Below are 24,907 nucleotides of genomic sequence, written 5' to 3'. Positions count from 1 at the left end.
AACCAGCTGAATCAGGATGTTATTTAGTATAACTTACCTTTCAGCAAAATGCAAGCATACTACATACTATCCTGAGCCAGCCAATTCATAGGTTCACGTAAAAACAATTTTTCAAAGATTTCTGCCGGAATGGGGCGACTAAAATAATACCCCTGACCCTCATGACAATCTTGTGCCTGCAAAAAATGAAGCTGCTCCTCATTTTCTACCCCTTCAGCCGTAACCTTCAGCTTCAAATGGTGAGCCATGGAGGCAATAGTAGATACAATTGCTGCATTTTTGCTGTCGACCAGTACCTCATTTACAAAGGAACGATCAATTTTTAGACGATCAATCGGGAGATTCTTCAAATAATGCAATGAGCTATAGCCAGTTCCAAAATCATCAATACTGATTGCGACACCAATAGCCTTTATTTTTTTTAACTGTTCAAAGGCTCGATCCTTATCAAAGGTCATACTCTCGGTAATCTCCAGCTCTAGATAGCGTGCTTCAAGTTCCGTATAGGTCAAAATGCCCCGAATTACATCCACCAGCTTTTTTTGCTGAAATTGGCGCATGGATAAATTGACCGAAATCGGGATTGGTGGGTACCCAAGCTCCTGCCAATGCTTATTTTGCAGACAGGCCTCCCGTAACACCCATTCCCCCAAGGGCACAATTAAACCACTTTCTTCAGCCACCGGAATAAAATCGCCTGGCATCACCATCCCACGATGAGGATGATTCCAACGCACCAGCGCCTCCAAACTCGTTAGCTCGCCACTTTGCAGGTGGACACGAGGTTGATACACCAATGAAAATTCCTCATTTTCAAGCGCTCGCCGCAGATCATTTTCCAGCTGGAGTCTTTCATGCGCTCGCATCTGCATCGAACTAGCATACCGCTGAAAATTCACTCCCTGCTCTTTAGCACTATGTACAGCCGTATCCGCCTGCTGAATAAGCTGTTCACTCTGATTCGCATCCAACGGGTACAAAGCTATACCAACGCTCACCGTCACATGATAAGACTCACCATCAATATCGAAAGGCAGATCGAACAGCTTCACCATATCATCAATACGACTTCTCATAGCATCTGTATCTTCGTATCCCGTTAGAAGAAAGGCAAATTCATCTCCGCCCATGCTAAAGACAGCTTCCCCTTCATGGCTAAAATGCCCCAAGCGTTCGCCTACTGCATACAGCAAATAATTTCCTGCCATATGTCCAAGCGAATCATTAATCGCCTTGAAACGATCAATATTTAGAACTAAAAGTGCTACTGTCTCATCCGATTTCAATGATTTGCGCAATATTTTATCTAAACGTTGGGAAAGGCGACGACGATTGGGGAGTCCTGTTATATCATCATTATAAGCAATGTGATTAAACTCAGATTCGGCTGCCTGCTTTTCACGATAAGGAACCAGAACCATCAACCGGACCAGCCCGCTCAACATGTTATAGAATGCTATCGCGTTGGTCAAAAGTCCCAATAGGTGATTAATATCGCTCATTTGCTCAGAAAATAAATAGAACAACTGACTCACAACACACAGTCCAATTCCACGAACCATAAGCAACATGCCCAACTCCGCCGGGCGGACTTTCCGATATTTTCGCACCCCGAAAATAAAAGTGAACACAAGTAGTAACATGACAGCCAGATTTAACGTCCAGCCCAGGTTGCCTATTTCGTATCGTATACGTAGATCCGGTAAGCCTGCACCAAATATCTTAATAACTCCTAGAATCAGCAAAGTGCAGCCTATCCCTGCCCACAAAGCCACTGTCTTGTATTCAGACTTCGTCTTGCTAAACGGGAGGAAACAAACACATAAGAGCAAGACAGAAGTAAAGGCACGATTTACAAACAGCAGCCATAACGAAATGCCCGGAGACAAAGCAAAGTCCGTCAGGCTTACGAAACTAAACGAAACAATATGAACAAGGTAAAGCAGACCAGCCACCAAAAACGTCGGGGCAATAAGAAGTCTCTGCAAGGATAACTGTTCCAGTAAAACGGACCAGGATTGATAAAAAATAGAAAAACAAATCGCAGCACAGGCAAACCCTATGATCGGATATAACAAGAAAAAAACATTATGGGAGTATATCTTATTCAAAGTTACGTGAAATAACTGAACCAAGACAAACAAAACTATCGCAGCAATGCCGATACCTATCGTTTTTTTTACTTCCAGCCGTATACTCATTCAGCCTCTTCAGCCCCCTGCATATCGGAGATTCCGATCATCTAAGACGTTTGACAGCTTTGGAAGCCGTTGTTTAAGTCTATAGTATCAAAAATAATGTTGTATTCTGGTATATAATAGCATTTAATCTGTGAAAGGTGAATCATTTTTTTGTCTTAAATTCATGAATTCATTTTCGCATTTACGCAAATAACCGAGCTTACAGCACCAAAAAAGCGCATCATCTTGTCAGATTATGCGCTTCAGATAACCTTTTCCAAAAAGGTGATACCTATACCCCAACGCTGCACAACATAAAAGAAATAGTATGTACAGGACCCCTCTGCGAAAACCTCTCTATATTAAACTACAGGAAGCGTGATTTTGAATTGTGTGCCACTTCCATGTTTACTGTCTACATGTATGAAACCTCCGTGATTTTTGATAATTCGATAGCTCACAGCCAATCCCAATCCGGTTCCACTTTCTTTTGTTGTAAAAAAAGGATCAAATAAACGCGTCAATGTATTGTGATCCATACCTAATCCGTTATCTTCAATACAAATGTGGACATAATTGCCCTCAAGCACTGTATGAATATCGATGCAGCCCTCTCGTTCCCCACCCATGCTTTCAATGGCATCCATTGCATTTTTAATCATATTGAGGATAACCTGCTTAATCTGCTTCACATCAATGGAAACCTTCATGAGCTCATCATTTTCGTCCAATGCAATCTGGCAACCCTTCATCAATGCTTCGCTTTCTGTCAGCATCACTACTTCTTTCAGCAGCCCCATCACAGATACAGCCGTTTTTTGCGGAGCCGAAGGCTTGGACGAATTTAAGAACTCATAAATAATGTCGTTCGCACGATCAATTTCTGTTAATATAATGCGGGCATACTCATCCCTGCCCAACTCCACCAAATGCGGTCGAAGCAATTGAATAAAGCCCCGGATTGCGGTAAGCGGGTTACGAATTTCATGAGCAATAGAGGCCGAGATGCGTCCCAGCATCGCCAGCTTATCGTTTTGATATGCTGTCTGCTCAATCTGCTTATAATCCGACACATCCTTGACGCTAAACAAAAAATCGCCATCCATCTGATCACCATAGGTTACTGTTATCAACCAATGCCGACCATACTCATCAATTAACTCATGATAGCGCTTTCTATGAAAGATAGTTTCTTTATAAATCCGCATGATTTTCTTCTTCTTAAACCGGCTTAACTCAGGATGATGCAAAATTTGCATCAAATTGCGACCTGCTAGCGAACTCCGTGGTAGCTCCAGCAATTTCGCCATTTGCACGTTAATAAAGGTCAGTACCCCGTCACTGTCAAACAGCATGATACCACTATCCAGGTTCTCCAGCACATTTTCATACTTGTTATTGGCGATCTGTGTGGAAGGACAAGCTCCCACGGTATCAAGCAAGGCTTCTTGGAATTCACTGATCATGCCAGGCTTCCCCCTTGTTTCGGAATGACAAACTGGCCATATCGGACGCGTAATAATCTTGAAGAAAAGAAAGGCATCTATCGACTACCCTTCAATGGTGTAGAAAACAGTTACACAGAAATCCGACCATCTCTTTCCAATTCCAGTCTTATTTTATGATAGACAAGATTAAGGATCGCAGTCAATCGGAAAAAGTGTCGAATCCAAATTTTTATCCTGTTTTCTTTCGTCATAATATCTGCGCAACATTACCAAAATGAAAAATGAAGTTAGGAACAAGCGCCCTACACACCAAAGAAGCTCTCCAGAATTGAGAGCTTCTTTGGTGTGTAGGATGTCAACTGCCGCTCTTATTATGTTGAAGCCGGGATCGTCTTTGGCTCATAACGGCCAGTCTTCTCTTAAGCTCTCCCTGCCATTTTTCATCATTCATCTGTTTGGCTACCATCAATAAATCCAGGGATATGTCAATTTGACGCTTCACAATTTCAAACGCATCTTCACTTTCACGATTCACACAATTTTCAAATATCGTATCATCGTCTTCCATGACATAATCCTGAAAATCAATCTCGCTTGCCCCATCTCCATGTGCATATTCAGCCAAAATTTCATACTCATTTTCGACTTTATAATGAACTTCAATGCGACGACATACCGGGCAAAACAGCAAAGGAACATTATGAACTTGGGTGCGGTAATGCTTCAGCGTTCCCTTGGTTCCTACCATGCTTGCTCCACAGCAATAACTCATCCGGGCTCAGCCTCCTCTGAACAAAACCTGTTCTGCCTTGTTTATCTTCTACAATACCTTATTCGCTTTCGTCAGGCAAAATTCCTCCAGAACACAACAACATTTCCATAATTATTTGTTACCTCACTCTGCGTTGCCTCATTAAACAGGCTGTCCTCACATTTTCCGCTGCACAGAGCAGGCAAGCAAGCCCCCAATAACGGTAGAGTAACCGCTAGTTGGGGGCTTGTTTGTTTAATTAATTTCAACTTGTGAAGCTTATATTACAGATTTTGATCGCCTGGTTTCCAGTTCATTGGGCACAAGCCACCGGATTGCAAAGCTTGCAGTACACGCAATGTTTCTTCTACACTGCGACCTACATCGTTGTGGTTAACCACTTGATATTTCAATTCGCCTTCTGGATCAATGATGAACAAGCCGCGCAATGCAACGCCTTCTTCTTCGATCAGAACGCCATAATCGCTTGCTGTTTTTTTCGTGATGTCAGAAGCCAATGGGAAGTTCAGTTTGCCTAGACCGTTGTTTTCTTTAGCTGTGTTGATCCATGCTTTGTGACTGTGCACGGAGTCTACACTGATACCCAGAATTTCAGTATCCAGCTCTTTGAATTGGTCAGCAGCATCGCTCAATGCTGTAATTTCCGTAGGGCACACAAAAGTGAAATCCAGTGGATAGAAGAAAAATACGAGCCACTTGCCACGGTAATCGGAAAGCTTCACCGAACCAAATTCTTGACCGTCTCCAGTCACTGTTTCCAATGCAAAATCAGGGGCGGGTCTTCCTACCAATCTTTCTGCCATAATATGAAATCCTCCTTTAAAATATGTAAGAAAAACACCACATGTGCTTTCCTCAATCATCTGTATTGTAATAAACAACAACTTACTTGATAAATGTTATCATTCGCTGAAATCAAAGTCAATATTGTAACCATTACTTTTTTATAATTATTTTAAACTAGCTTAAAAATTCACATTTTATTCACATTTTATTCACATTTTGAACCTTTGAATATACAAATAGCTCCTGATTGCTCAGGAGCTACTGTGCTAAACATTTGCCAAAAAGCCAGACTGTATAACCTTACTATATAATAGGAAGCTTTTTTTCAGAACGGGTGCATTTACGGAGCTTTTAGCGAATAGCTGCAGCGATCAGATCACCCATTTGAGTTGTCGAGATTGCTTGAGATTTATCCACCGCAATATCCGCCGTACGGTGCCCTGCATCCAGTACCTCAGCTACGGCTTTCTCAATGGCATCTGCTGCTTTCTCGTACCCGAAGGTAAGACGGAACATCAAAGCAACGGACAAAATCGTTGCAATGGGATTCGCCAGGCCTTGACCTGCAATGTCAGGCGCCGAGCCATGTACCGGCTCGTATAGGCCGAAGCTGCCTTCTCCCAGTGATGCGGAGGAGAGCATGCCGATGGATCCAGTCAGCATAGCCGCTTCATCACTGAGAATGTCACCAAACATATTTTCCGTCACGATGACGTCGAAGCTAGATGGACGACGCAGCAATTGCATGGCGCAGTTATCAACCAATACATGCTCCAGCTCGACATCCGGGTAGTCTACAGCAACCCGGTTCACTACTTCACGCCATAAACGGGAAGTTTCCAGTACATTAGCCTTATCCACCGATGCAAGTTTTTTGCGACGTTTTTGTGCAATTTCGAAAGATTGGCGCACGATACGCTCTACTTCTGTTACATTATATGCGCAAGTATCAACTGCTTCCTCACCCTGAGGACTTTCTCGTCTGAACTTCTCGCCGAAATAAATGCCGCCCGTCAGTTCGCGCACCACGATCAGATCCGTTCCTTCCAACACTTCCGGTTTCAATGTAGACGCGTCCTTGAGACAGTCAAAGACGACAGCCGGACGAAGATTCGAAAACAGACCGAGCTCTTTGCGAATGCCCAGCAGTCCGGTTTCAGGACGAAGTTCTTTTGGATTGTTGTCCCATTGTGGCCCTCCTACCGCTCCCAGCAGAACAGCATCTGCAGACTGACATACTGCCAGTGTTTCTTCCGGTAATGGTGTGCCCTTCTTATCAATGGCAATCCCGCCGAACAGCGCATGCTCCGTTTCAAATGAAAAGCCGAATACTTCTTCCGTACGTTTCAAAATTTTCTCTGCCTCTGCGACCACTTCAGGTCCAATTCCATCTCCCGCTATTACCGCAATCTTTTTAACGTCTGCCATCACGTACACTCCTCTTGTTATACAGCCATACAACTGTATTTTTCATACCTTCTTTGTAACATATATGGCAGGGCTTTGACCAAGATATAGAATCTATCAATTCAATAGGCACAGCCTATAAGCTGGTTTTTTCATCAGAAAAAAAGAAAACAGGACCGAAAAAACCCGATCCTGTAAACCCAACTCTTAAGTCTGCATAAAAACTAAGATTTATAATCTACGCGATTACTGTAGTTTTTACGCTTGTCGATTAAACCATTCAGCGCATCCACGTAAGCCCGAGCACTTGCTTCCAGAATATCGGTGCTTACCCCGCGTCCCTGTACAGACAGTTCGTTTTGCGTCAGGACTACATGGACTTCACCCAGAGCGTCCTTACCATGGGTAACAGACTTGATGGAGTAATCTGAAAGTACAACGCTCTCACCGCTGGCTTGATCAATCGCATTATAGATCGCATCGACTGAACCATTTCCTTCAGCTTCTGTCTCAATAACCTGATCTTCATCGTTAACCAGACGCACTTGTGCGGAAGGCGTAGCCTTGTTCCCGTAGGTAACAAAAATCGTTTCCAGCTTGAAGACTTCAGGTGCATCGGCCAATTTTTCTTCTAACAATGCCAAAATATCATCGTCCGATACTTCCTTCTTCTTATCAGCCAGATCCTTGAACTGCCCAAAAGCGCGATTCAGATCTTCTTCGTTCAATTCGTAGCCCAACTCGATCAAACGCTCACGGAAAGCATGACGACCTGAGTGCTTACCGAGTACCAGCTTGCTTTCTTTCAGACCGATACTTTCTGGTGTCATGATTTCATAAGTCGTTTTCTCTTTCAGCATACCGTCTTGATGAATACCTGATTCGTGCGCAAAAGCGTTGGCTCCAACAATCGCCTTGTTGCCCGGCACTACCATTCCCGTCAAACGGCTAACCAAACGGCTCGTGCGCGCAATTTCAGACAATTGAAGAGACGTTTTGGCCTGGAAAAATTCCTGTCTCGTCTCCAGTGCCATGGCGATTTCCTCAATGGCCGTGTTTCCAGCGCGTTCACCGATGCCGTTAATGGTTCCCTCGATTTGATCCGCGCCGTTCAGGATGGCAGCAAGTGTATTAGCCGTAGCCATTCCCAGGTCATTGTGGCAATGTGCACTCAATTGAATTTTCTCCACATCGATTACATTTTCCTTAATATGTTTGAATATATTTCCATACTCGTAGGGTGTCAAGTAACCTACCGTGTCTGGAATATTGACGACAGAAGCTCCTTCTTGTACAGCCATGGTGACCATTTCAACCACAAAATCAAGCTCTGTACGACCTGCATCCTCCAAAGAAAACTCCACTTTAGGCAAATATTTCAACCCATAGCGTATGGCAGCACGAGCAGTTTCCAATACCTGTGCCTTCTCCATCCGCAGCTTATGCTGACGGTGAATAGGAGAGGTTGCCAAAAAGATATGGATACACGGGTCCTGAGCTCCCTTGAGTGCCTCGCGAACCGCATCAATATCCTGTTCCCTTGCACGTGAAAGACCAATCACCGTCGAATTTTTTACAGCTTGTGCCACTGCATTAACAGCCGCCAGATCACCCGGAGAAGCAGCCGGGAACCCAGCCTCCATACGATCGATTCCCAGCTTCTCCAACTGATGAGCGATCTCCACTTTCTCACGAGTATTCAAGTTCACGCCAGGTGACTGTTCTCCGTCTCTCAACGTTGTGTCAAATATATATATTTTGCGCAACCTAACGCACCTCCTCAGGATTAGGACCCTTAAATTACAATGCGGCTCACGCAATAAGCAGGGCCGCATTGTAATTAACATTTATAAATAATGCATGTAGTCGAATTCATAGTACAAAAGATTATTACTTTTTGATCCAATGCATCATTTCACGCAGTTGTCCGCCCACCACTTCAATCGGATGGTTAGCTTCATTACGACGAGTTGCCGTAAGGAATGCACGTCCAGATTGATTTTCAAGGATGAAGTCACGAGCAAATTTACCTTGTTGAATGTCAGTCAATACATCCTTCATGGCTTTCTTCGTATCTTCCGTTACCACACGTGGTCCAGTTACATAATCGCCATATTCCGCTGTATTACTGATGGAATCACGCATCGTTGCCAATCCACCTTCATACATCAAGTCAACGATCAGCTTAAGCTCATGCAAACATTCAAAATATGCCATCTCAGGAGCATAACCTGCTTCAGTCAATGTTTCAAAACCCGCTTTTACAAGTGCGCTCACGCCGCCACACAATACCGCCTGCTCACCGAACAGATCCGTCTCCGTTTCTTCACGGAAGGAGGTTTCAATTACGCCCGCACGTGTACAGCCAATGCCTTTTGCGTAAGCAAGTCCGATTTCTTTGGCCTGACCCGTTGCGTCCTGCTCAATTGCGATCAGCCCCGGTACTCCAAACCCTTCTACATAAGTACGACGTACCATATGTCCTGGGGATTTTGGAGCAACCAGCAATACATCGCTATCTTTAGGAGCTACGATTTGTCCAAAATGAACGTTAAAACCATGGGAGAACAAAAGAGCTGCGCCTTTTTTCAGGTTAGGTTCAATTTCATTTTTGTACACCGAAGCTTGAGTTTCATCAGGTAACAAAATTTGAACCACATCTGCACGGCTTGTTGCATCAGCTACGTTCAGAACTTCAAAACCGTCGTTTCTTGCGACATCAGCCGATTTGCCTTCACGCAAACCAATAACAACATTCACACCACTGTCACGCAAGTTTTGTGCTTGAGCATGCCCTTGGCTACCGTAACCGATAACGGCCACTGTCTTTCCTTTCAATACGCTGAGTTCTGCATCCTTTTCGTAGTACGTTGTAACTGCCATGGTTAATTTCCTCCTTTTAATTGGACCCTTCATAATGAGCGGGTACTCCAAGAGACTTTCCCTCGTGATTAGCATCTAAAAATCTCTTCGAGTCCCCGCTCTTATGCGGGCGGTTCTTTATTGATGTAATGCGCTATAAGCGGTAATTCGTTAAAGCTCCATATTAAGCATTGCCACGTATCATAGCTGTAACCCCGGTTCGAGTCAACTCCCGAATACCGTAAGGCTTCAACAACTCGATCATGGCATCAATTTTTTCTGTATCGCCAATGACCTGTACAATCAAACTCGTCGTTCCAACATCAATTACAGCTGCTCTGAATGTTTCTACCACGCCCATAATCTCTGGCCGTTGAGGCGGTTCTGCCTTTACCTTTATCATCGCCAATTCCCGGGCTACCATTGGTTTGGAACTGAGATCGATGACCTTGATCACATCAACCAGCTTGTAAAGCTGCTTTTCAATCTGCTCTAGGTTGTTCTCATCCCCTACAGTCACAATGACCATACGGGATAATCCAACTTCTTCCGATTGCCCCACAGTTATGCTCTCAATGTTAAAGCCGCGGCGACCGAACAGGCCGGACACACGTTGCAAAACGCCGGGTTGATCATTTACCAGTACAGCAATGGTATTTTTTGTTGTCATTTTACTCGTCCCCCATCAGCATTTGATCAATTGTCGAACCTTGCGTCACCATTGGATATACGTTCTCTTCCTTGCTGACTACAAACTCGACAACGACCGGTCCGGGTGTATCAAGCGCCTCCTGCCAAGCCCGACGTGCCTCTTCCTTATTCGTAGCACGCAGCCCTTTGACACCGTATGCTTCGGCAAGTTTCACAAAATCCGGACTTCCCGCCAGGTCAATGTGACTATACCGATTGTTATAGATCAATTCCTGCCATTGGCGAACCATTCCAAGCACCTGGTTGTTGATAATTACGATTTTAACCGGAATGTTATTGATTGCACAGATGGCTAATTCCTGCGAACACATCTGCATACCGCCGTCCCCGTTAATCGATATTACCAATCTGTCGGGATTGGCCATTTGAGCACCGATTGCAGAAGGGAAACCAAATCCCATCGTACCGAGTCCACCAGAGGTGACCCATGAGCGTGGCTGATTGAATTTGTAATACTGCGCTGCCCACATTTGATGCTGTCCCACGTCTGTCGTTACGATTGCACCACCCTTGGTCGTTTCATCCAACAACTCAACAACCCATTGTGGTTTAAGCACCGTTTCAGAATCCTTATAAGAATAAGGTTTCTCATTCTTCCAATGCTGAATTTGCGCTCTCCATGCATCTGCCAGGTCCGCACGTTTCACATCCTGATTCAGCAATTCCAGCACTGCCTTCACGTCACCCACGATAGGAATATCCGCTGCAACATTTTTTCCAATTTCAGCAGGATCGATATCAATGTGGACGATTTTAGCTTGAGGAGCAAACCCATCCAACTTGCCTGTTACCCGATCATCGAAGCGGGCTCCGATACAGATCAACAGATCTGACTGTTGAATCGCCTGATTGGAGGTGTATGTTCCATGCATCCCCGGCATCCCCGTCCACAGTTCATGTCCACTTGGGAAACCACCCAATCCGAGCAATGTTGTCGTGATAGGAATTTCCGTTTTACGAACAAACTCGTAAAGTGCTTCATGTCCACCGGAGTATACAACTCCTCCACCTGCCAGAATGAATGGACGTTCTGCTTCGGAAATAGCTTGAGTTAGCTTGTCTAGTTGAATTTTGTTGGGCAACACTTTCGGGTTATAACCCCGCATGGTCACAGGTTCCGTTTGTGGGACAAACAACGTCTGGGCTGCAGAAATATCCTTCGGAATATCAATCAGTACCGGTCCCTTGCGCCCTGTGTTGGCAATATGAAATGCCTCATGGATGATTCGCGGTAGATCCTCTACATCTCTTACCAGATAGCTATGTTTCGTAATCGGCATTGTAATTCCCGTAATATCGGCTTCCTGGAAAGCATCCGTACCGATCAGGGAAGATACAACGTTACCCGTGATGACCACCAACGGCACCGAATCCATAAAAGCCGTCGCAATACCAGTTACCAGGTTTGTCGCTCCAGGTCCGGAAGTCGCAATACAGACGCCCACTTTACCGCTCGCCCGTGCATAACCATCTGCCGCATGAATAGCTCCTTGTTCGTGACGAGTGAGGACATGCTTGAAATCCTTAAAGCCATACATGGCATCATAGATATATAACACTGCACCACCAGGATATCCGAAGACACAATCTACTCCCTCCAGCAACAGGCTACGGAGTAAAATTTCCGAACCTGTAATCACTTCAGGCTTCATCCACTTTTCACGTAATTCATTGGTTGACCTAACTTCAGGAATTTGTGCACTCATTGGTCATCCTCCTTTACAAAATTTACATACATCTGACATTTGTAAAAACAAAAAAACCTTTCATCCCTAGAACAGACTTGCTGTTACTGAGGGACGAAAGGCTGTAGCTTCCGTGGTACCACCCGTGTTTGCCCGATATTTCGCAATATCGAACCTTGGCAGGTACAGAAATCACAAAGGATCTCCATATCTGGCGTCTGTAACGTAGACCGTACGATTTTCCCTAATAGGTGATTTAGTACGCCGTTAATACCATCGGGCCCAAATACTTTTCAGGAAAACAGCTCCAAGGTGAGCTCGTTAAAAAGGGATTTTGGTGAAGCTTGCAGCTAATGCCTCACTCTCTGAACAAAAGAGCCCTAATCACTTCGTCCTCTTCATTGCCGTTGAGTTCATGTCATTCTTTCAAATGTTTAGACACATTATATGTCTCCCATCTGGGATAGTCAATACCCATATTTCATAAAAATTTATGTTTCTTTTCTGAAGCACCTCCGAGTCGCACGCTTGTAAGAGGTACCCGCATATTATAAAAAAGACCACACGGTGAGACAGTACACTCCTCCAAAGCCACGTCTTATCTTGTTAAAAGGGTAGAAAAGGAGGCCCGTTTATGATTCGAAAACGCAGCTCTCTAGATGACAACATCATCTTTCGTCTAATCGAGCAAGAGCTTGTCCCCCTATCGCATTTAAGTGCCCAAGAAATGGAGCAAATACGCAAAGAATTACCCCGGCGCTTAAACCGGGGCATCACTTTTGTAGCTTGCAGACCGGATAATGCACAGGTTGTTGGCTTCATTCATGTTATGCTGCATGGCGAACTATTATACATTGATTTGATCGCAATCTCTTCGGCTCATCAAAGTATGCGATACGGAAAAAAACTGCTTGAGCATGCCGAACACTACGGACGACTGCGTCGCTGCAAGCGGGCTAAAGTGATGGTGGATGAAGACAATATCAGGGGGATCCACTTTTATCTGCGTCATCAATATCAAATGCTGCGATACGTAGCTCTGAGCCGATGCCACGAACTCGAAAAGTTACTGTAAAAAGTATCTTTTTCGGGCTCAGGATTTTGTATGACTAAAATAAATTAGGGTAATACGGATATCCTACCCCGGGGTATCCCCCGTCTGTATACGGGCCTGGCTGCGGACCATATCCTGGTCCTCCATAGCCCGGACCGTAGCCACCATATCCCCCACCATAGGCACCAATGTATGGAGCTGTGCCGATGGCAAGCAAGTCAAACAGCACCAGAGGAATAATTGCCTTCGTGTTTACTTTTTTCTTGCGGTTTGGTTGAAGAACCAGTCGGTTACCCGAAATGCGAATCAGCTTGCCGCTGACCTGGGAACCATCCTTGCGAGTAGCAAAGATGACTTTGCCGACAAGCTTCTCCACCTGCTTTCTGGTTACTGCCTGTTTCATCGTATTTCCTCCTTCTTCTCAACGGATGGACAGATTGAACGGCTCCTTGATAGCTCATCACCACCACAAAATAGACCGGAGCTGACAGGGGCCGAGCGTCCCGTCCAATCTGCATAGCACAGTCTATTCCATTCATGCCAGTAGCGTATGTTTAAATGCCTGCACAATATAAAAAAATCTGATACCTGCATATGCAGATACCAGATTTTTTATACACCCATGTACATTTTGCAAAACATACAGCATCAGTTGTTTATAAGTTTAACGCTTGCTTGGATCATAAAGTTGACCCAAAGCGGCCGGAGCGCGTGAACGTCCGACAGCCGCTACCAGTACAATAATCGTCAGGAGATACGGCAACATAAAAATAATTTCCTGGGGAATACTTTGTGACCATGCGAACAGCTGCACATAGTTGCGAATGGCTTGTGAAAAACCAAAAAACACTGCTGCGCCAAAAGCACCGAGCGGATTCCATTTACCGAAAATCATAGCGGCAATAGCAATATATCCCTGCCCCGAAACTGTATTGTGTGAGAACATGTTGGTTGTAGTCAGAGTGATTGTAGCTCCACCAATCCCAGCCAACGCCCCACTAATCATCACACCAATATAACGAAGACGATTTACTTTAATTCCCACGGTATCGGCCGCTCCTGGATGCTCCCCAACGGAACGCAAACGCAAGCCAAACGGTGTTTTATACAAGGTGAAATATCCAATAATAACCAATAGAATGGCTAGATATGTCGTTGGGTAAGCTTGAAAAAAGGCTTTTCCTGCAATCGGGATATCCACAAGGTAAGGGATGGATATTTCGTTGAAACCCTGAATCCGACCAGTGTCACCATCACCCTCAAATAAAAGCTTGACCATATACAGCGTACTACCTGCTGCCAGAAAATTAATAACTATACCACTTATTACCTGATCAGCTTTAAAGGTAATAGAGGCTACAGCATGAATTAGCGAAACCAGAATACCGAACACCGCAGCTGACAGCACACCTACCCAAGCCGCAGAGGTGCCTCCTAGTCCAGCTTGCTCGGCATAAAATCCGCCAACACCCGCTGCAAACGCTCCAAATACCATAAGTCCTTCCAACCCGAGGTTCGTCACACCGGATTTTTCTGAAAAAACTCCGCCGAGAGACGCAAAAATAATCGCCGTCGCAAAAACGAGCGTTGTATGGATTAATTCACCAAGTGTTAACCAACTCATTTTACAACACCTTCTCTTTCTTCCGCTTGGAGTAGAGCGGCTTCACAACCCAACGTACAATACCTTGGGCCGCAATGAAGAAAATAATAGAGCCGATGACAACCCGGATAATTTCGGGCGGTACATCTGCGCTAAAGCTCATCCCCGCAGAACCATACGTAAGCGTTCCGAACAAAACAGAACCAAGCAGCACACCAAATGGGTTATTCATCCCAATCAGAGCTACAGCGATACCGTCAAAACCCGTTCCCGGTGATCCTGCCATGACAGATTGATAATGGAATACTCCCAGCACTTCAAAGGCCCCTGCCAATCCGGCAAAAACTCCACTAATGAACATCGCTTTTATAATATTACGATTTACATTCATACCTGCATAACGGGATGCATCCTGATTAAATCCGACAGCCCGTAGCTCATAGCCCTGCTTTGTTTTCCACATGAAAATGTAGAAAAAGACTGCTGCCAGCACAGCAATAACCGTACCCCAATGTACCCGAGCATTCCCCATCATCTGGGACAGCCATTCGATGGAAATTGAAGCAGAAGGCTGAATATCCACAGAACGATTCTCACCTTCCATAAGTGCGAACTGATTGATCACCAAATTAGCCAAATACAGGCCGATCCAGTTCATCATAATACATGTAATAACTTCATTCACGCCTCGTTTGGCCTTCAAATAGCCAGCAATCGCAGCCCACAGGCCTCCGAAAACTGCGCCTGCAATCACAGCTAGCGGTGCATGAATGATAGCTGGCAGTCCGTGGAGTTTAATGCCCACAATCGAAGCAGCTGTCATACCTACCAGAAACTGACCTTCGCCACCAATATTAAACAATCCGGCGCGGGCCGCAAAAGCAAATGCCAACCCCGTCAAAATCAGCGGAGTCATCTCGCGGATAGCCTCTCCAAAGTTATAAGAATCTCCGTATACACGGCTAAACAAAGCAGAATAGGCCACAATAGGGTCATACCCGCCAATCAGCATCACGATAGCACCCAGAAGGAGACCCAAAATAATAGAGACCAGCGCCAGTACAAAGGAGTCTTTTGTGAATATTTTCAATAGATTAGCCATTCTCTACTCCTTTCTTCACTGCACTTCCTGCCATCATCAGTCCCAGTTCCTGGTCATTCGTTTCTTCTGGCAGCACTTCCCCGACAATCTTGCCCTCATAGATGACAGCAATTCGGTCGGATACATTCATAATCTCGTCCAGTTCAAAAGATATGAGCAATACAGCTTTACCTTGGTCCCTCTGCGCAATCAGTTGTTTCTGGACAAATTCAATAGCTCCAACATCCAGACCGCGTGTAGGCTGTGCTGCAATGAGAAGGTCCGGATTTTTATCAATTTCACGCGCAATGATAGCCTTCTGCTGGTTCCCACCAGATAATGCTCTTGCCTTCGTGTGAATATCCGGTGTTCTAACATCAAACTTTTCGATGAGACTTTTAGCCTGTTTCTCTATAGCATCTTTGTTCAAGAAGCCATTTTTACTGTAAGGCGCCTGGTAATACGTCTCCAGCACCATATTTTCACTCATAGAAAAATCGAGCACCAACCCATGCTTATGACGGTCCTCTGGTATATGTGAAACGCCTGCCTCTGAAATTTTGCGTGGTGACTGATTGGCCACCTCTTGTCCGAGCAAACGAATGCTCCCGCCATCCACCTTGCGTAAGCCTGTCAAAGCTTCGATCAGCTCACTCTGTCCATTACCATCTACTCCGGCAATCCCCAAAATCTCGCCCGCCTTGACCTGCAGGTTCAACTCATTTAGAACATGAATACCATCCTTGTTTTTAGAAATTACATTGTTCATTTCCAATACCGTTTGTCCTGGTTGCGCAAGCTGCTTGTCCACTTTAAAGGACACACGACGGCCCACCATTTTCTCAGCCAGCTCATTTGGTGTTGTTTCAGACGTCTTGACCGTATCAATAACCTGACCTCGGCGAATGATCGTAACGGTATCCGCAATTTGCATGATTTCTTTAAGTTTATGAGTAATAAGAATAATTGATTTGCCTTCAGCCACCAAACGTTTCATAATGTCCAGCAACTCAGTGATCTCCTGTGGTGTCAGTACAGCTGTAGGCTCATCGAAAATCAGAATATCTGCACCGCGATAAAGCGTTTTAATAATTTCTACACGTTGCTGCATACCCACAGATATATCCTCAATTTTGGCATTCGGATTCACCTGAAGGCCGTACTGCTCAGACAACCGCTGTACTTCTGCGGCAGCCTTTTTATAATTGATTTTCAGACCCTTACGTGGCTCCGAGCCCAGGACAATATTTTCGGTAACGGTAAACGGCTGTACGAGTTTAAAATGCTGATGCACCATGCCAATCCCCAGATCAATCGCCTTATTTGGACTATCAATCTGTACAGGTTTACCTCCGATTTCAATGGTCCCTTCATCCGGCTGATACAGTCCGAAAAGAATATTCATAAGCGTAGATTTACCCGCGCCATTCTCACCCAAAAGGGCATGAATTTCTCCCTTATGCAGCTTGATGCTGATGGAGTCGTTGGCAACGATGCCGGGGAATCGTTTTGTAATTTGCTTTAACTCAACGACGGGGGTCGCTGCATCCATGAGATCACCCTTATACACTTTATAGTATGTGCTCCAATGAGCTGATTTTGCCCGTTATAATCCATATAACTCCAGACGTAAGAACAAGGCTAGTCTTATGAACCAGCCTTGTCGCCACCTCTATATTCTTCAATCCAAAACTTATTTCGAAGGAACTGTAATTTCGCCCTTAATAATTTTTTGCTTGTATTGTTCTACAATATCAAGCACGTCTTTAGGTACGTTTTTCGTTGAAGTGTCTGCCAAACCAATGCCATTATCCTTCAGAGCCAGTGTTTCGACACCGCCCTTAAATTTACCGTCAATTACTTCTTTAGATACGCGTTTTACAGCTTCATCTACACGTTTTACCATCGAAGTCAATGTTACGTCGTCACCAAATTCAAGCGATTGGTCTTTATCCACACCAATAACCCATACTTGCTGACCTTGTTGCTTACGTGCGAGTGCTTCGTTAAATACACCTGTACCAGATCCGCCAGCTGCATGGAAAATAATATCTGCACCGCTGTTATAGATCGTCGCAGCCGCTGCTTTACCCAGATCCGGCTTATCAAATGCACCTGTGTAGTTAACTTCCAATTTTGCATTTGGATTTACAGCTTTAATTCCTGCTTCGAATCCTTTTTCAAAACGTTTGATCAACGGGCTATCTTGTCCACCCACAAAACCAATTTTGTTTGTTTTAGTAAGCTTACCAGCTACAACCCCCACCAAGAAGGAACCTTCATTTTCAGCAAAAACAACCGATTTTACGTTAGGCGCATCCACGACACTGTCAATGATCGCCAAATTCTTGCTCGGGTTGTCTTTCGCTACTTGTCCAATCGCATTCGCCAGATTAAAACCGATTCCCCAAGTCAGGTTAAAATCACCCTTAACAAATTGGTTCAGGTTAGGAATATAATCTTGATCGGATTTACTTTGCAGGTATTTAACTTTAACGCCTGATTCTTTCTCAGTGGCTTGTAGTGCCTCCCAAGCAGATTGGTTAAACGATTTGTCGTTTACTCCACCCACATCTGTAACCATGCCGATTTGGACATTCGATGTTTTGGCAGAACCACCTGTGTCTCCACCATTTGCGTTGGACGCACCTTGATTTTTGTTACCGCAGCCTGCGAGAATGACCGAGATCGCCAGCAGCATAACCAAAGACATACTGAACATTTTCTTCATGCTGATACTGTTCCCCCTTAGTGTTAGATCCCTGGACTGTCTCTTTTCTTTGAACATGTACATGCTCATGCATGTCATTTACTGACGAGACAGATCGTACAGAAGACTTACTTTAGAGATTATACAATTATGATCGGCTAAAATCTAGACAATTAATAACCTTGGGTCAATTTTTTTTAAAACCTCAACAATGTAAGCGCTACAATCTTAAAAAAAACATACATTCTTCCATCCTACGTCATATTTATTCGTATTTTGGAGAAAACAAAGTCTTTTCCGTACCATTGAGTATGTACAAAAAAAGGCATCCCTACACAGCGTACTGCTTGGGATACCTCTTTACCACTTTCGTGGTTTCCACGCCTTCATTATGAATAATTAAGCGTTGATTTTGCCTTTAGCAACAGTTGCCAAAGAGTTGAATGCATTAATATCATTGACTGCAAGATCAGCCAAGATTTTGCGGTTAATGTCCACACCAGCCAATTTCAGGCCGTGCATCAATTTGCTGTAAGACAAACCGTTCAAACGAGCTGCTGCGTTGATACGCACGATCCACAGTCTGCGGAAGTTACGTTTCGTCTGACGACGGTCACGGTATGCGTAAACAAGCGATTTCATTACCTGCTCGTTAGCTGTTTTAAAAATGCGGTGTTTGGAACCAAAATAACCTTTAGCAAGCTTCAATACTTTTTTATGACGACGACGAACGACGAATCCGCCCTTTACTCTTGCCATATCAAATGACCTCCCAAATAATGTTTATACTTTCTTCATTGCCGTGCTGTGCTATTTCAGGTTAGCAAGACCTTGTTTCAGACGCTTAACGTCCCCAGGTGCCATCTCAGGGTTAGTACCCAGAACGCGTTTTGCACGTTTGGATTTGTGGGAAAGCAAGTGGTTTTTGTAAGCTTTGTAACGCATTACTTTACCAGTACCGGTAATTTTGAAGCGGCCTTTAAGGCTGCTATGTGTTTTCATTTTAGGCATTGAACTTCCTCCTTAATTTGTCATTGACTCTTTGGAGCCAATATCATAATCATGCTGCGTCCTTCGAGCTTGGGTTGGCGCTCCACGGTACAAAGATCAGCAACTTCCAATTTCACACGTTCGAGAATTTTTTGACCCACGTTAGCATGAGTAATTTCACGACCGCGGAAACGAACGGAGCATTTCACCTTGTCCCCTTCATTCAGGAACTTCACCACATTGCGAAACTTGGTTTGGTAGTCATGTTCCTCGATGTTGGAACGGAACCATACCTCTTTGATGTCAACGATCTTCTGGTTTTTACGGGCTTCCTTTTCTTTCTTCTGTTGCTCATAGCGGAATTTTCCGTAATCCATAATCCGACACACGGGCGGCTTCGCTTGAGGCGCCACGTTCACGAGATCCAAGTTTGCGTCAATCGCCATTTGCAAAGCTTCACGCGTCGGTTTAATCCCGATTTGTTCACCGTTCGCACCAACTAGACGTACTTCTCTCACTCGAATCTCATCATTGATCATATGTTCCTTACTAATAACCCTCCACCTCCAGAACCTGTTATTGTTGTATTGTGTTTAAGCACAAAAAAGGGATGACGACTACACAGCCGACATCCCTGTCTGATACTCAATTCATCATGAAAGTTCAATTCACAAATCATTGGATCATGACCAGCCGGCAATACCGGACAGGTGAGAAGTCGGACCTTCTACTTGTTAATCCATACTTTTCAATTAACATACTCAAATATCTTATCACGGTGCAATCGAGGTGTCAACACTTTAATAAAAATTGATGACACCGATCTCTAGTTCTACTCTACCGTCTAATTACCCTTGCTTGCTCTGCACCTCTTCTAGGCGAACGACACGCGTATGCTGGGTATGGCTCCATTGCTTGTTGTTCTGCGTGAAGAACGCATAGACCGTAATCGGATACCACGATATCGCATAGACCGGGAACAGCAATAAGTACAGATATACTTTTTTGAATGTGACCTTTTCCAAAATCATTGCGAGCACAAAAGTAGCAACATTCAAACCAATAGCTATAACACCGGTCCAAGCTGGCAACTGTACATAGATGTTCTCGATATTAGGTCCACCAAAGAAGGCGATATCTATCCACATAGCTACTGTCATCAAGAAGGTGAGCAGTACGATATACACGTTCAGACCATAAAGAGCCATATCGAATTTAATCAGGCTTCTATGTTTGATACTTTGCCACAGCAACGGGAAGAAATAACGACGAGCAACCGTGAAATGACCTTGCATCCAGCGCAGACGCTGTCTGGAGGAGGCTTTGAACGTCAACGGCTTTTCATCATATACCTTGGCATCGTAATTAAATCTTGGATATACGTTGCACTGCGTGCAACGCATGGTGAATTCCAAATCCTCTACGAGACTTGTCGCACCCCAGCCCATTTCCTTAAGCAGATTTGTTTCAAAGCACATGCCTGTACCACCGAGGAAATTAGCCATGTTCAGATTGTGACGTGACAGCTGCCACAAACGGTTGATGTACCAATAAGATACCCCGTATGCCGCTGTAATCCAAGAATCCTCAGGATTCTTAGTATCAATGTACCCCTGGATAACACGGGCACCTGTACACAGATCATTGTTCATTTCACTCAAGAAATTGGTATGCGCCAAATTGTCAGCATCAAACATGACGATGGCATCATATTGGCGTGGCATAGCCCATAATTCCTTGAGCATCCACTCAATAGCGTAGCCTTTACCACGCAGATTCGGATTCGTACGTTCACAAGCATTCATGCCGTGAGCGCGAACGATGTCCGCAGTCTTATCTGTGCAGTTATCACAGATTACGAACACATCGTAAAGTTCCTTCGGATAATCAAGTTGCTTCAAATTTTCCATCAATGCTCCGACAACCTGTTCTTCATTGTGGGCAGCGACTAAAATGGCAAATGATTTTTCTGGAGCCGCGTGCTCTTTCCTTTTCTTCCGAACCAATCCGAACAAGGAGAATGCAAACTGATAGACTGCGATCACCGCCAGTATGACCTGGAGCGTCACAAAAATAGCGTCTAACATGATCTCTTGTTACCCCCTTTTTATACCCCTTAAAATCTTGCGTTTGTTTGTTTTCTATCTGTGTAGCGCAAGTTGCGGCGCTTTTCGCGCCTTTTCTGTAGTTTTTGACCCGACCCTTGCTTTCTTCATTGGCTGTGCGCAGCCTCCTTTTGGCTGACACAGGAACGCCATTACGATTTTCGTTGGTTTTCAATCTTTTGTCAAAGCCCTTAAACCGGTCTCAGCAGCAAAAAAACACAACAAACTCCCGTTTAAACCGGGAATGCAGCGCTGGACTTCTCATTCATGACGTTTAGGTCTTATTTTCATCCATTTGCTAACTTTTTATTTCTTTGGTCCCTCCTTTTTGTGGGCCAATTAGCAACCACTTCTAAACACTCTATCTTATTAGACGGATGAACGCAAAGAAAGTTATACAATACAGCTTATATTCCATTAACATTTTTGTGTAGAATTGAACCAAGTAAGTTATGAATATTTAGTGATTCTTGAAATGAACAGCGTTTAAAAATATGATGAGAGCAAGAGAATAATTACTTATGGTCTGATTATGTCAAAATGACTCAAAATATTTGCCGACTGACCTGAACCGGCAACCGGAGGAAACCAAATGCAACGTCTAGTCGTAAAACTTGTAAGTCTGGAGCAGCAGTTGTTCAAATGGATCAACGGACGCTTACACAACCGTTTTTTGAACTTCTGGCTTTATTATCTCACACATTTAGGCGGGGCTACCTTTACTATAGCCTCCACACTCCTTATTTGGTGGCTCGCTCCGAACCCGTGGAAAGATTCCGGTATGAAGGGAGCCATCGCTCTTGGGGTCAGTCACATCCCCGTAGCTATCGTTAAAAAGCTGTACCCACGGATTCGCCCGTATCTAGCGCTACCAGGTACAAATACATTCCGTAACCCCTTGTCGGACCATTCTTTTCCCTCAGGGCACACGACCGCTATTTTTTCAGCTACCGTGCCTTTTATGCTACAGTCACCGATGCTAACACTGCTGCTGTTGCCTGTAGCGACAATTGTAGGTTTTTCTCGGATTTATCTAGGTCTCCACTACCCAACGGATGTACTTGCAGGAGCGGTGATCGGAACGTCTGCAGCAATAGGAACGGTTGCATTCTGGCCTTAAAGCCGATATGGTATGATTGAGAACATCCCAGCAGGAACAGGTGAAATGAGAGTGGCTAAAAAACGAGTGTTATTATTATCGGAAGGTTTCGGTGCCGGACATACTCAAGCTGCCTACGCGCTCTCAAGCAGTTTGCGGAAGCTTTCTCCGAATGTGCAGACAAGAGTGCTGGAGCTGGGGAGTTTTTTGAATCCAAGAATGGCCCCCCTTATTATTACAGCATACAAGAAGACTGTCGTATCGCAGCCTCGCCTAGTCGGATTGGTTTACCGTCATCAGTACAAAAAATCATTAAACCGTCTTACAACGCTCGCTTTGCACCGTCTGTTCTACACGCAGACCCGAAACATTCTCCGGCAGCTTCGTCCCGATTTGGTGGTATGTACTCATCCCATCCCAAGCGCGGTAATTTCACGTTTGAAGCGCTTAGGTTTACATGTTCCGCTTTGTACTGTTATTACAGACTACGATGCACATGGAACATGGATTAGTCCCGAGGTTGACCGGTACTTTGTATCTACGCCTGAAGTCATGCGTAAGCTGCGAGCACGCGGAGTACCCGTCTCGAAAATCCAGGTGACCGGTATTCCCGTTCATCCAAATTTTTGGGAACATCCTGGGCACGATGAAATTAGAGAACAATTTGGACTTAAACCCATCCCGACCGTACTCGTTATGGGTGGCGGCTGGGGCCTTATGAATGACGAAGTTATACATCGTTCGCTTACTCAGTGGAGAGAGAACATTCAATTTATTTTTTGTTTGGGGCATAATGATAAAATTCGTCGTAAAATGCAATTAGATCCCAGGTTTAATCATCCAAATATTCATATCTTCGGATTTACACGGGAAATCGACAAATTAATGGAGGTATCGAATCTGCTCATCACCAAACCCGGCGGAATGACATGCACCGAGGGATTGGCTAAAGGGATTCCGATGCTGTTTCACAAACCTCTCCCTGGACAGGAGGAGGAAAATTGTCAATACTTTACGGCTCAAGGCTACGGAGAACCGATTACTTCGCTGGATGTTGTCGTGAAATGGATGAACCGACTGCTACACGATTTTCCAGAAATCGTCCGCAAACGACAGGAGCACGTCCACAATGTAGCGCGATATTATCCTCTTCAGAGCGCACAGAGTATTTTGGATATACTGGAACCGAACAGGGTGCTTTCCTAAAAGGAAGCACCCTGTCTTATTTTATCCATTTGATCTTTTTTTTATTTCCCGTACTTTTCAAGGCGTGTTTTTCCGTACTCTTCCAAAGCATCTTGGCCGATCAGCACTTCGACTCGATGAATATTCATACCCTTGCCCATGAACTTTTGTTCATATTCCGTCATGACATGCTCCTCGTTGATCCCCTCACGATGAAGGTTTAACGAAATATTCGTCATTTGTAAACCGCTATCGGCAAACGAATTCAAAGAAAACTCAAATAGTGTCTCCGAATCAGTCTTAAAATGAATTTGTCCTTTGCTGTTCAAAAGCTGACGGTACTTGTCCAAAAAACGCGGATGCGTCAAACGACGACGTGCATGCTTGGCTTTAGGCCAAGGATCACTAAAATTTAGATAAATGCGTTCAATTTCTCCTGGTTCAAAAACATTCTCGATCTGTTCAATGTTTGCCAGTGCCAATTTAATATTAGGCGGCGTATCAACCTCTGAATTACTCCAGGCCAGACGGGACTTTTCTGTTGCACGGCGAACCAGCTCATCATACATATCAAAGCCAATATAGTTAACCTCTGGATTCCGGAAGCTCATTTGGCTTATAAATTGCCCTTTACCCATACCGAACTCTACATGAATGGGACGATCATTACCAAAAAGCTGTTGCCATTTCCCCTTATACTGTGCCGGCTCCAAGATGACTAGATCCTGCTGTTCTTCCAGACTTTCCCGTATTCCTTTTCTTCCGCGTAAACGCATGTTACTCCTCCATATACTCTGTTATCAAGGAAAAAGGAATTTCACCCCCGCTTGAAGATACGGAAATGAAATTCCTTTTTCAATATATTTGGATTGGGGTCCAACTAATTTAATTGTTCATAGTCTACCCCATCAGCAGGTGAAAAATCAATTGTCTTTTGGCAAGCCGCTCTGATTTTTTGACGTGCGGTCGTTCCAATCTGACGATCCTGCCCAAAACGGACACCAGTCAATGCCAACGCCTCATCAAAGGTTAACTCAACAGTAACTTTATCCATACGCGTCTTATCCTGCGCATTCATAAAAGATCACCTCACGGGTTATTTGTGATGGAACCGACGTGCACTTACCCTAAAACAGGCGTTAGAAACAGCATAGCTGCCTCCCTGAAGAATAATCATTAGCAACGGGATAACTTTTATCTTCAGGATCGAAAACAGTCCTTTTATTGTA

At 44.5% G+C, this 24,907-nt stretch carries 23 protein-coding genes; 3 read left to right on the top strand and 20 right to left on the bottom strand.

The window, feature by feature from the left end; all coding sequences use genetic code 11:
• Positions 1-59: 59 nt before the first annotated feature.
• From NSQ57_RS07435 to ilvB, 9 genes are all read right to left on the bottom strand, one after another.
• Positions 60-2,201: an EAL domain-containing protein gene (locus tag NSQ57_RS07435; RefSeq protein ID WP_165145044.1), complete on the bottom strand. Its 2,142-nt coding sequence runs from the start codon at positions 2,199-2,201 to the stop codon at positions 60-62.
• Between the two features lie 341 nt (positions 2,202-2,542).
• The gene (locus NSQ57_RS07430) at positions 2,543-3,646 is read right to left on the bottom strand and encodes an ATP-binding protein (RefSeq protein WP_039269745.1); all 1,104 of its coding nucleotides are present in this window, start codon (positions 3,644-3,646) and stop codon (positions 2,543-2,545) included.
• Positions 3,647-3,983: 337 nt separating this feature from the next.
• Positions 3,984-4,400: a hypothetical protein gene (locus NSQ57_RS07425; RefSeq protein WP_029516478.1), complete on the bottom strand. Its 417-nt coding sequence runs from the start codon at positions 4,398-4,400 to the stop codon at positions 3,984-3,986.
• A gap of 263 nt (positions 4,401-4,663) precedes the next feature.
• Positions 4,664-5,203: a peroxiredoxin gene (locus tag NSQ57_RS07420; RefSeq protein WP_023987763.1), complete on the bottom strand. Its 540-nt coding sequence runs from the start codon at positions 5,201-5,203 to the stop codon at positions 4,664-4,666.
• A 334-nt stretch (positions 5,204-5,537) separates the two neighbouring features.
• The gene (leuB, locus tag NSQ57_RS07415; RefSeq protein WP_029516477.1) at positions 5,538-6,614 is read right to left on the bottom strand and encodes a 3-isopropylmalate dehydrogenase; all 1,077 of its coding nucleotides are present in this window, start codon (positions 6,612-6,614) and stop codon (positions 5,538-5,540) included.
• Positions 6,615-6,817: 203 nt separating this feature from the next.
• Entirely contained in the window at positions 6,818-8,359 is a 1,542-nt protein-coding gene (locus tag NSQ57_RS07410; protein ID WP_342425855.1) for a 2-isopropylmalate synthase, read from the bottom strand.
• Positions 8,360-8,483: 124 nt separating this feature from the next.
• Positions 8,484-9,476 (bottom strand): ketol-acid reductoisomerase, encoded by a 993-nt coding sequence (gene ilvC, locus NSQ57_RS07405; protein WP_013309387.1) that lies wholly within the window; start codon positions 9,474-9,476, stop codon positions 8,484-8,486.
• Positions 9,477-9,639: 163 nt separating this feature from the next.
• Positions 9,640-10,125, bottom strand: coding sequence for an acetolactate synthase small subunit (gene ilvN / locus NSQ57_RS07400; RefSeq protein ID WP_023987760.1), 486 nt, complete (start codon positions 10,123-10,125; stop codon positions 9,640-9,642).
• A 1-nt stretch (position 10,126) separates the two neighbouring features.
• Positions 10,127-11,872: a biosynthetic-type acetolactate synthase large subunit gene (gene ilvB / locus NSQ57_RS07395; RefSeq protein ID WP_029516475.1), complete on the bottom strand. Its 1,746-nt coding sequence runs from the start codon at positions 11,870-11,872 to the stop codon at positions 10,127-10,129.
• Between the two features lie 613 nt (positions 11,873-12,485).
• Between ilvB and NSQ57_RS07390 the strand changes: the two genes are divergently transcribed.
• A complete protein-coding gene (locus NSQ57_RS07390; RefSeq protein ID WP_342425854.1) occupies positions 12,486-12,926 on the top strand; it encodes a GNAT family N-acetyltransferase in 441 nt (146 codons plus the stop codon).
• Positions 12,927-12,960: 34 nt separating this feature from the next.
• On the opposite strand, the gene NSQ57_RS07385 is transcribed toward NSQ57_RS07390, so the two are convergent.
• From NSQ57_RS07385 to NSQ57_RS07345, 9 genes are all read right to left on the bottom strand, one after another.
• The gene (locus NSQ57_RS07385; RefSeq protein WP_023987757.1) at positions 12,961-13,308 is read right to left on the bottom strand and encodes a hypothetical protein; all 348 of its coding nucleotides are present in this window, start codon (positions 13,306-13,308) and stop codon (positions 12,961-12,963) included.
• Positions 13,309-13,569: 261 nt separating this feature from the next.
• Positions 13,570-14,529, bottom strand: coding sequence for an ABC transporter permease (locus tag NSQ57_RS07380; RefSeq protein ID WP_010349245.1), 960 nt, complete (start codon positions 14,527-14,529; stop codon positions 13,570-13,572).
• Between the two features lies 1 nt (position 14,530).
• Positions 14,531-15,610 carry an ABC transporter permease gene (locus NSQ57_RS07375; RefSeq protein WP_069012850.1) on the bottom strand — a complete coding sequence of 360 codons (1,080 nt, stop codon included), beginning with the start codon at positions 15,608-15,610 and terminating at the stop codon, positions 14,531-14,533.
• Positions 15,603-17,141 (bottom strand): ABC transporter ATP-binding protein, encoded by a 1,539-nt coding sequence (locus NSQ57_RS07370; RefSeq protein WP_029516472.1) that lies wholly within the window; start codon positions 17,139-17,141, stop codon positions 15,603-15,605. Before NSQ57_RS07370 ends, NSQ57_RS07375 begins: the two co-directional genes overlap by 8 nt.
• A 141-nt stretch (positions 17,142-17,282) precedes the next feature.
• Positions 17,283-18,320 (bottom strand): BMP family protein, encoded by a 1,038-nt coding sequence (locus tag NSQ57_RS07365; protein ID WP_165145041.1) that lies wholly within the window; start codon positions 18,318-18,320, stop codon positions 17,283-17,285.
• A gap of 378 nt (positions 18,321-18,698) precedes the next feature.
• Positions 18,699-19,058 carry a 50S ribosomal protein L20 gene (gene rplT / locus NSQ57_RS07360; protein WP_007429517.1) on the bottom strand — a complete coding sequence of 120 codons (360 nt, stop codon included), beginning with the start codon at positions 19,056-19,058 and terminating at the stop codon, positions 18,699-18,701.
• A 51-nt stretch (positions 19,059-19,109) separates the two neighbouring features.
• A complete protein-coding gene (gene rpmI, locus NSQ57_RS07355; protein ID WP_013309379.1) occupies positions 19,110-19,310 on the bottom strand; it encodes a 50S ribosomal protein L35 in 201 nt (66 codons plus the stop codon).
• A gap of 20 nt (positions 19,311-19,330) precedes the next feature.
• Positions 19,331-19,828 (bottom strand): translation initiation factor IF-3, encoded by a 498-nt coding sequence (gene infC / locus NSQ57_RS07350; RefSeq protein ID WP_010349250.1) that lies wholly within the window; start codon positions 19,826-19,828, stop codon positions 19,331-19,333.
• A gap of 309 nt (positions 19,829-20,137) precedes the next feature.
• The gene (locus tag NSQ57_RS07345) at positions 20,138-21,376 is read right to left on the bottom strand and encodes a glycosyltransferase family 2 protein (protein ID WP_029516470.1); all 1,239 of its coding nucleotides are present in this window, start codon (positions 21,374-21,376) and stop codon (positions 20,138-20,140) included.
• A 610-nt stretch (positions 21,377-21,986) separates the two neighbouring features.
• Between NSQ57_RS07345 and NSQ57_RS07340 the strand changes: the two genes are divergently transcribed.
• Positions 21,987-22,514, top strand: a complete 528-nt coding sequence (locus NSQ57_RS07340; RefSeq protein ID WP_029516469.1) for a phosphatase PAP2 family protein — start codon at positions 21,987-21,989, stop codon at positions 22,512-22,514.
• Positions 22,515-22,559: 45 nt separating this feature from the next.
• On the top strand, positions 22,560-23,699 hold the full coding sequence (locus NSQ57_RS07335; protein ID WP_039270152.1) for a UDP-N-acetylglucosamine--LPS N-acetylglucosamine transferase: 1,140 nt from the start codon (positions 22,560-22,562) through the stop codon (positions 23,697-23,699).
• Between the two features lie 41 nt (positions 23,700-23,740).
• On the opposite strand, the gene trmB is transcribed toward NSQ57_RS07335, so the two are convergent.
• Both trmB and NSQ57_RS07325 read right to left on the bottom strand, forming a co-directional pair.
• Positions 23,741-24,454, bottom strand: coding sequence for a tRNA (guanosine(46)-N7)-methyltransferase TrmB (gene trmB, locus NSQ57_RS07330; RefSeq protein ID WP_029516467.1), 714 nt, complete (start codon positions 24,452-24,454; stop codon positions 23,741-23,743).
• Positions 24,455-24,558: 104 nt separating this feature from the next.
• Positions 24,559-24,756, bottom strand: a complete 198-nt coding sequence (locus tag NSQ57_RS07325) for a hypothetical protein (protein ID WP_013309373.1) — start codon at positions 24,754-24,756, stop codon at positions 24,559-24,561.
• Positions 24,757-24,907 lie beyond the last annotated feature (151 nt).

The organism is Paenibacillus sp. FSL L8-0502 (assembly GCF_038593055.1).
Lineage (GTDB): Bacteria > Bacillota > Bacilli > Paenibacillales > Paenibacillaceae > Paenibacillus > Paenibacillus polymyxa_D.
Note: the sequence above shows the minus strand (reverse complement) of the source record. Positions and strands in the feature narration are given on the sequence as shown.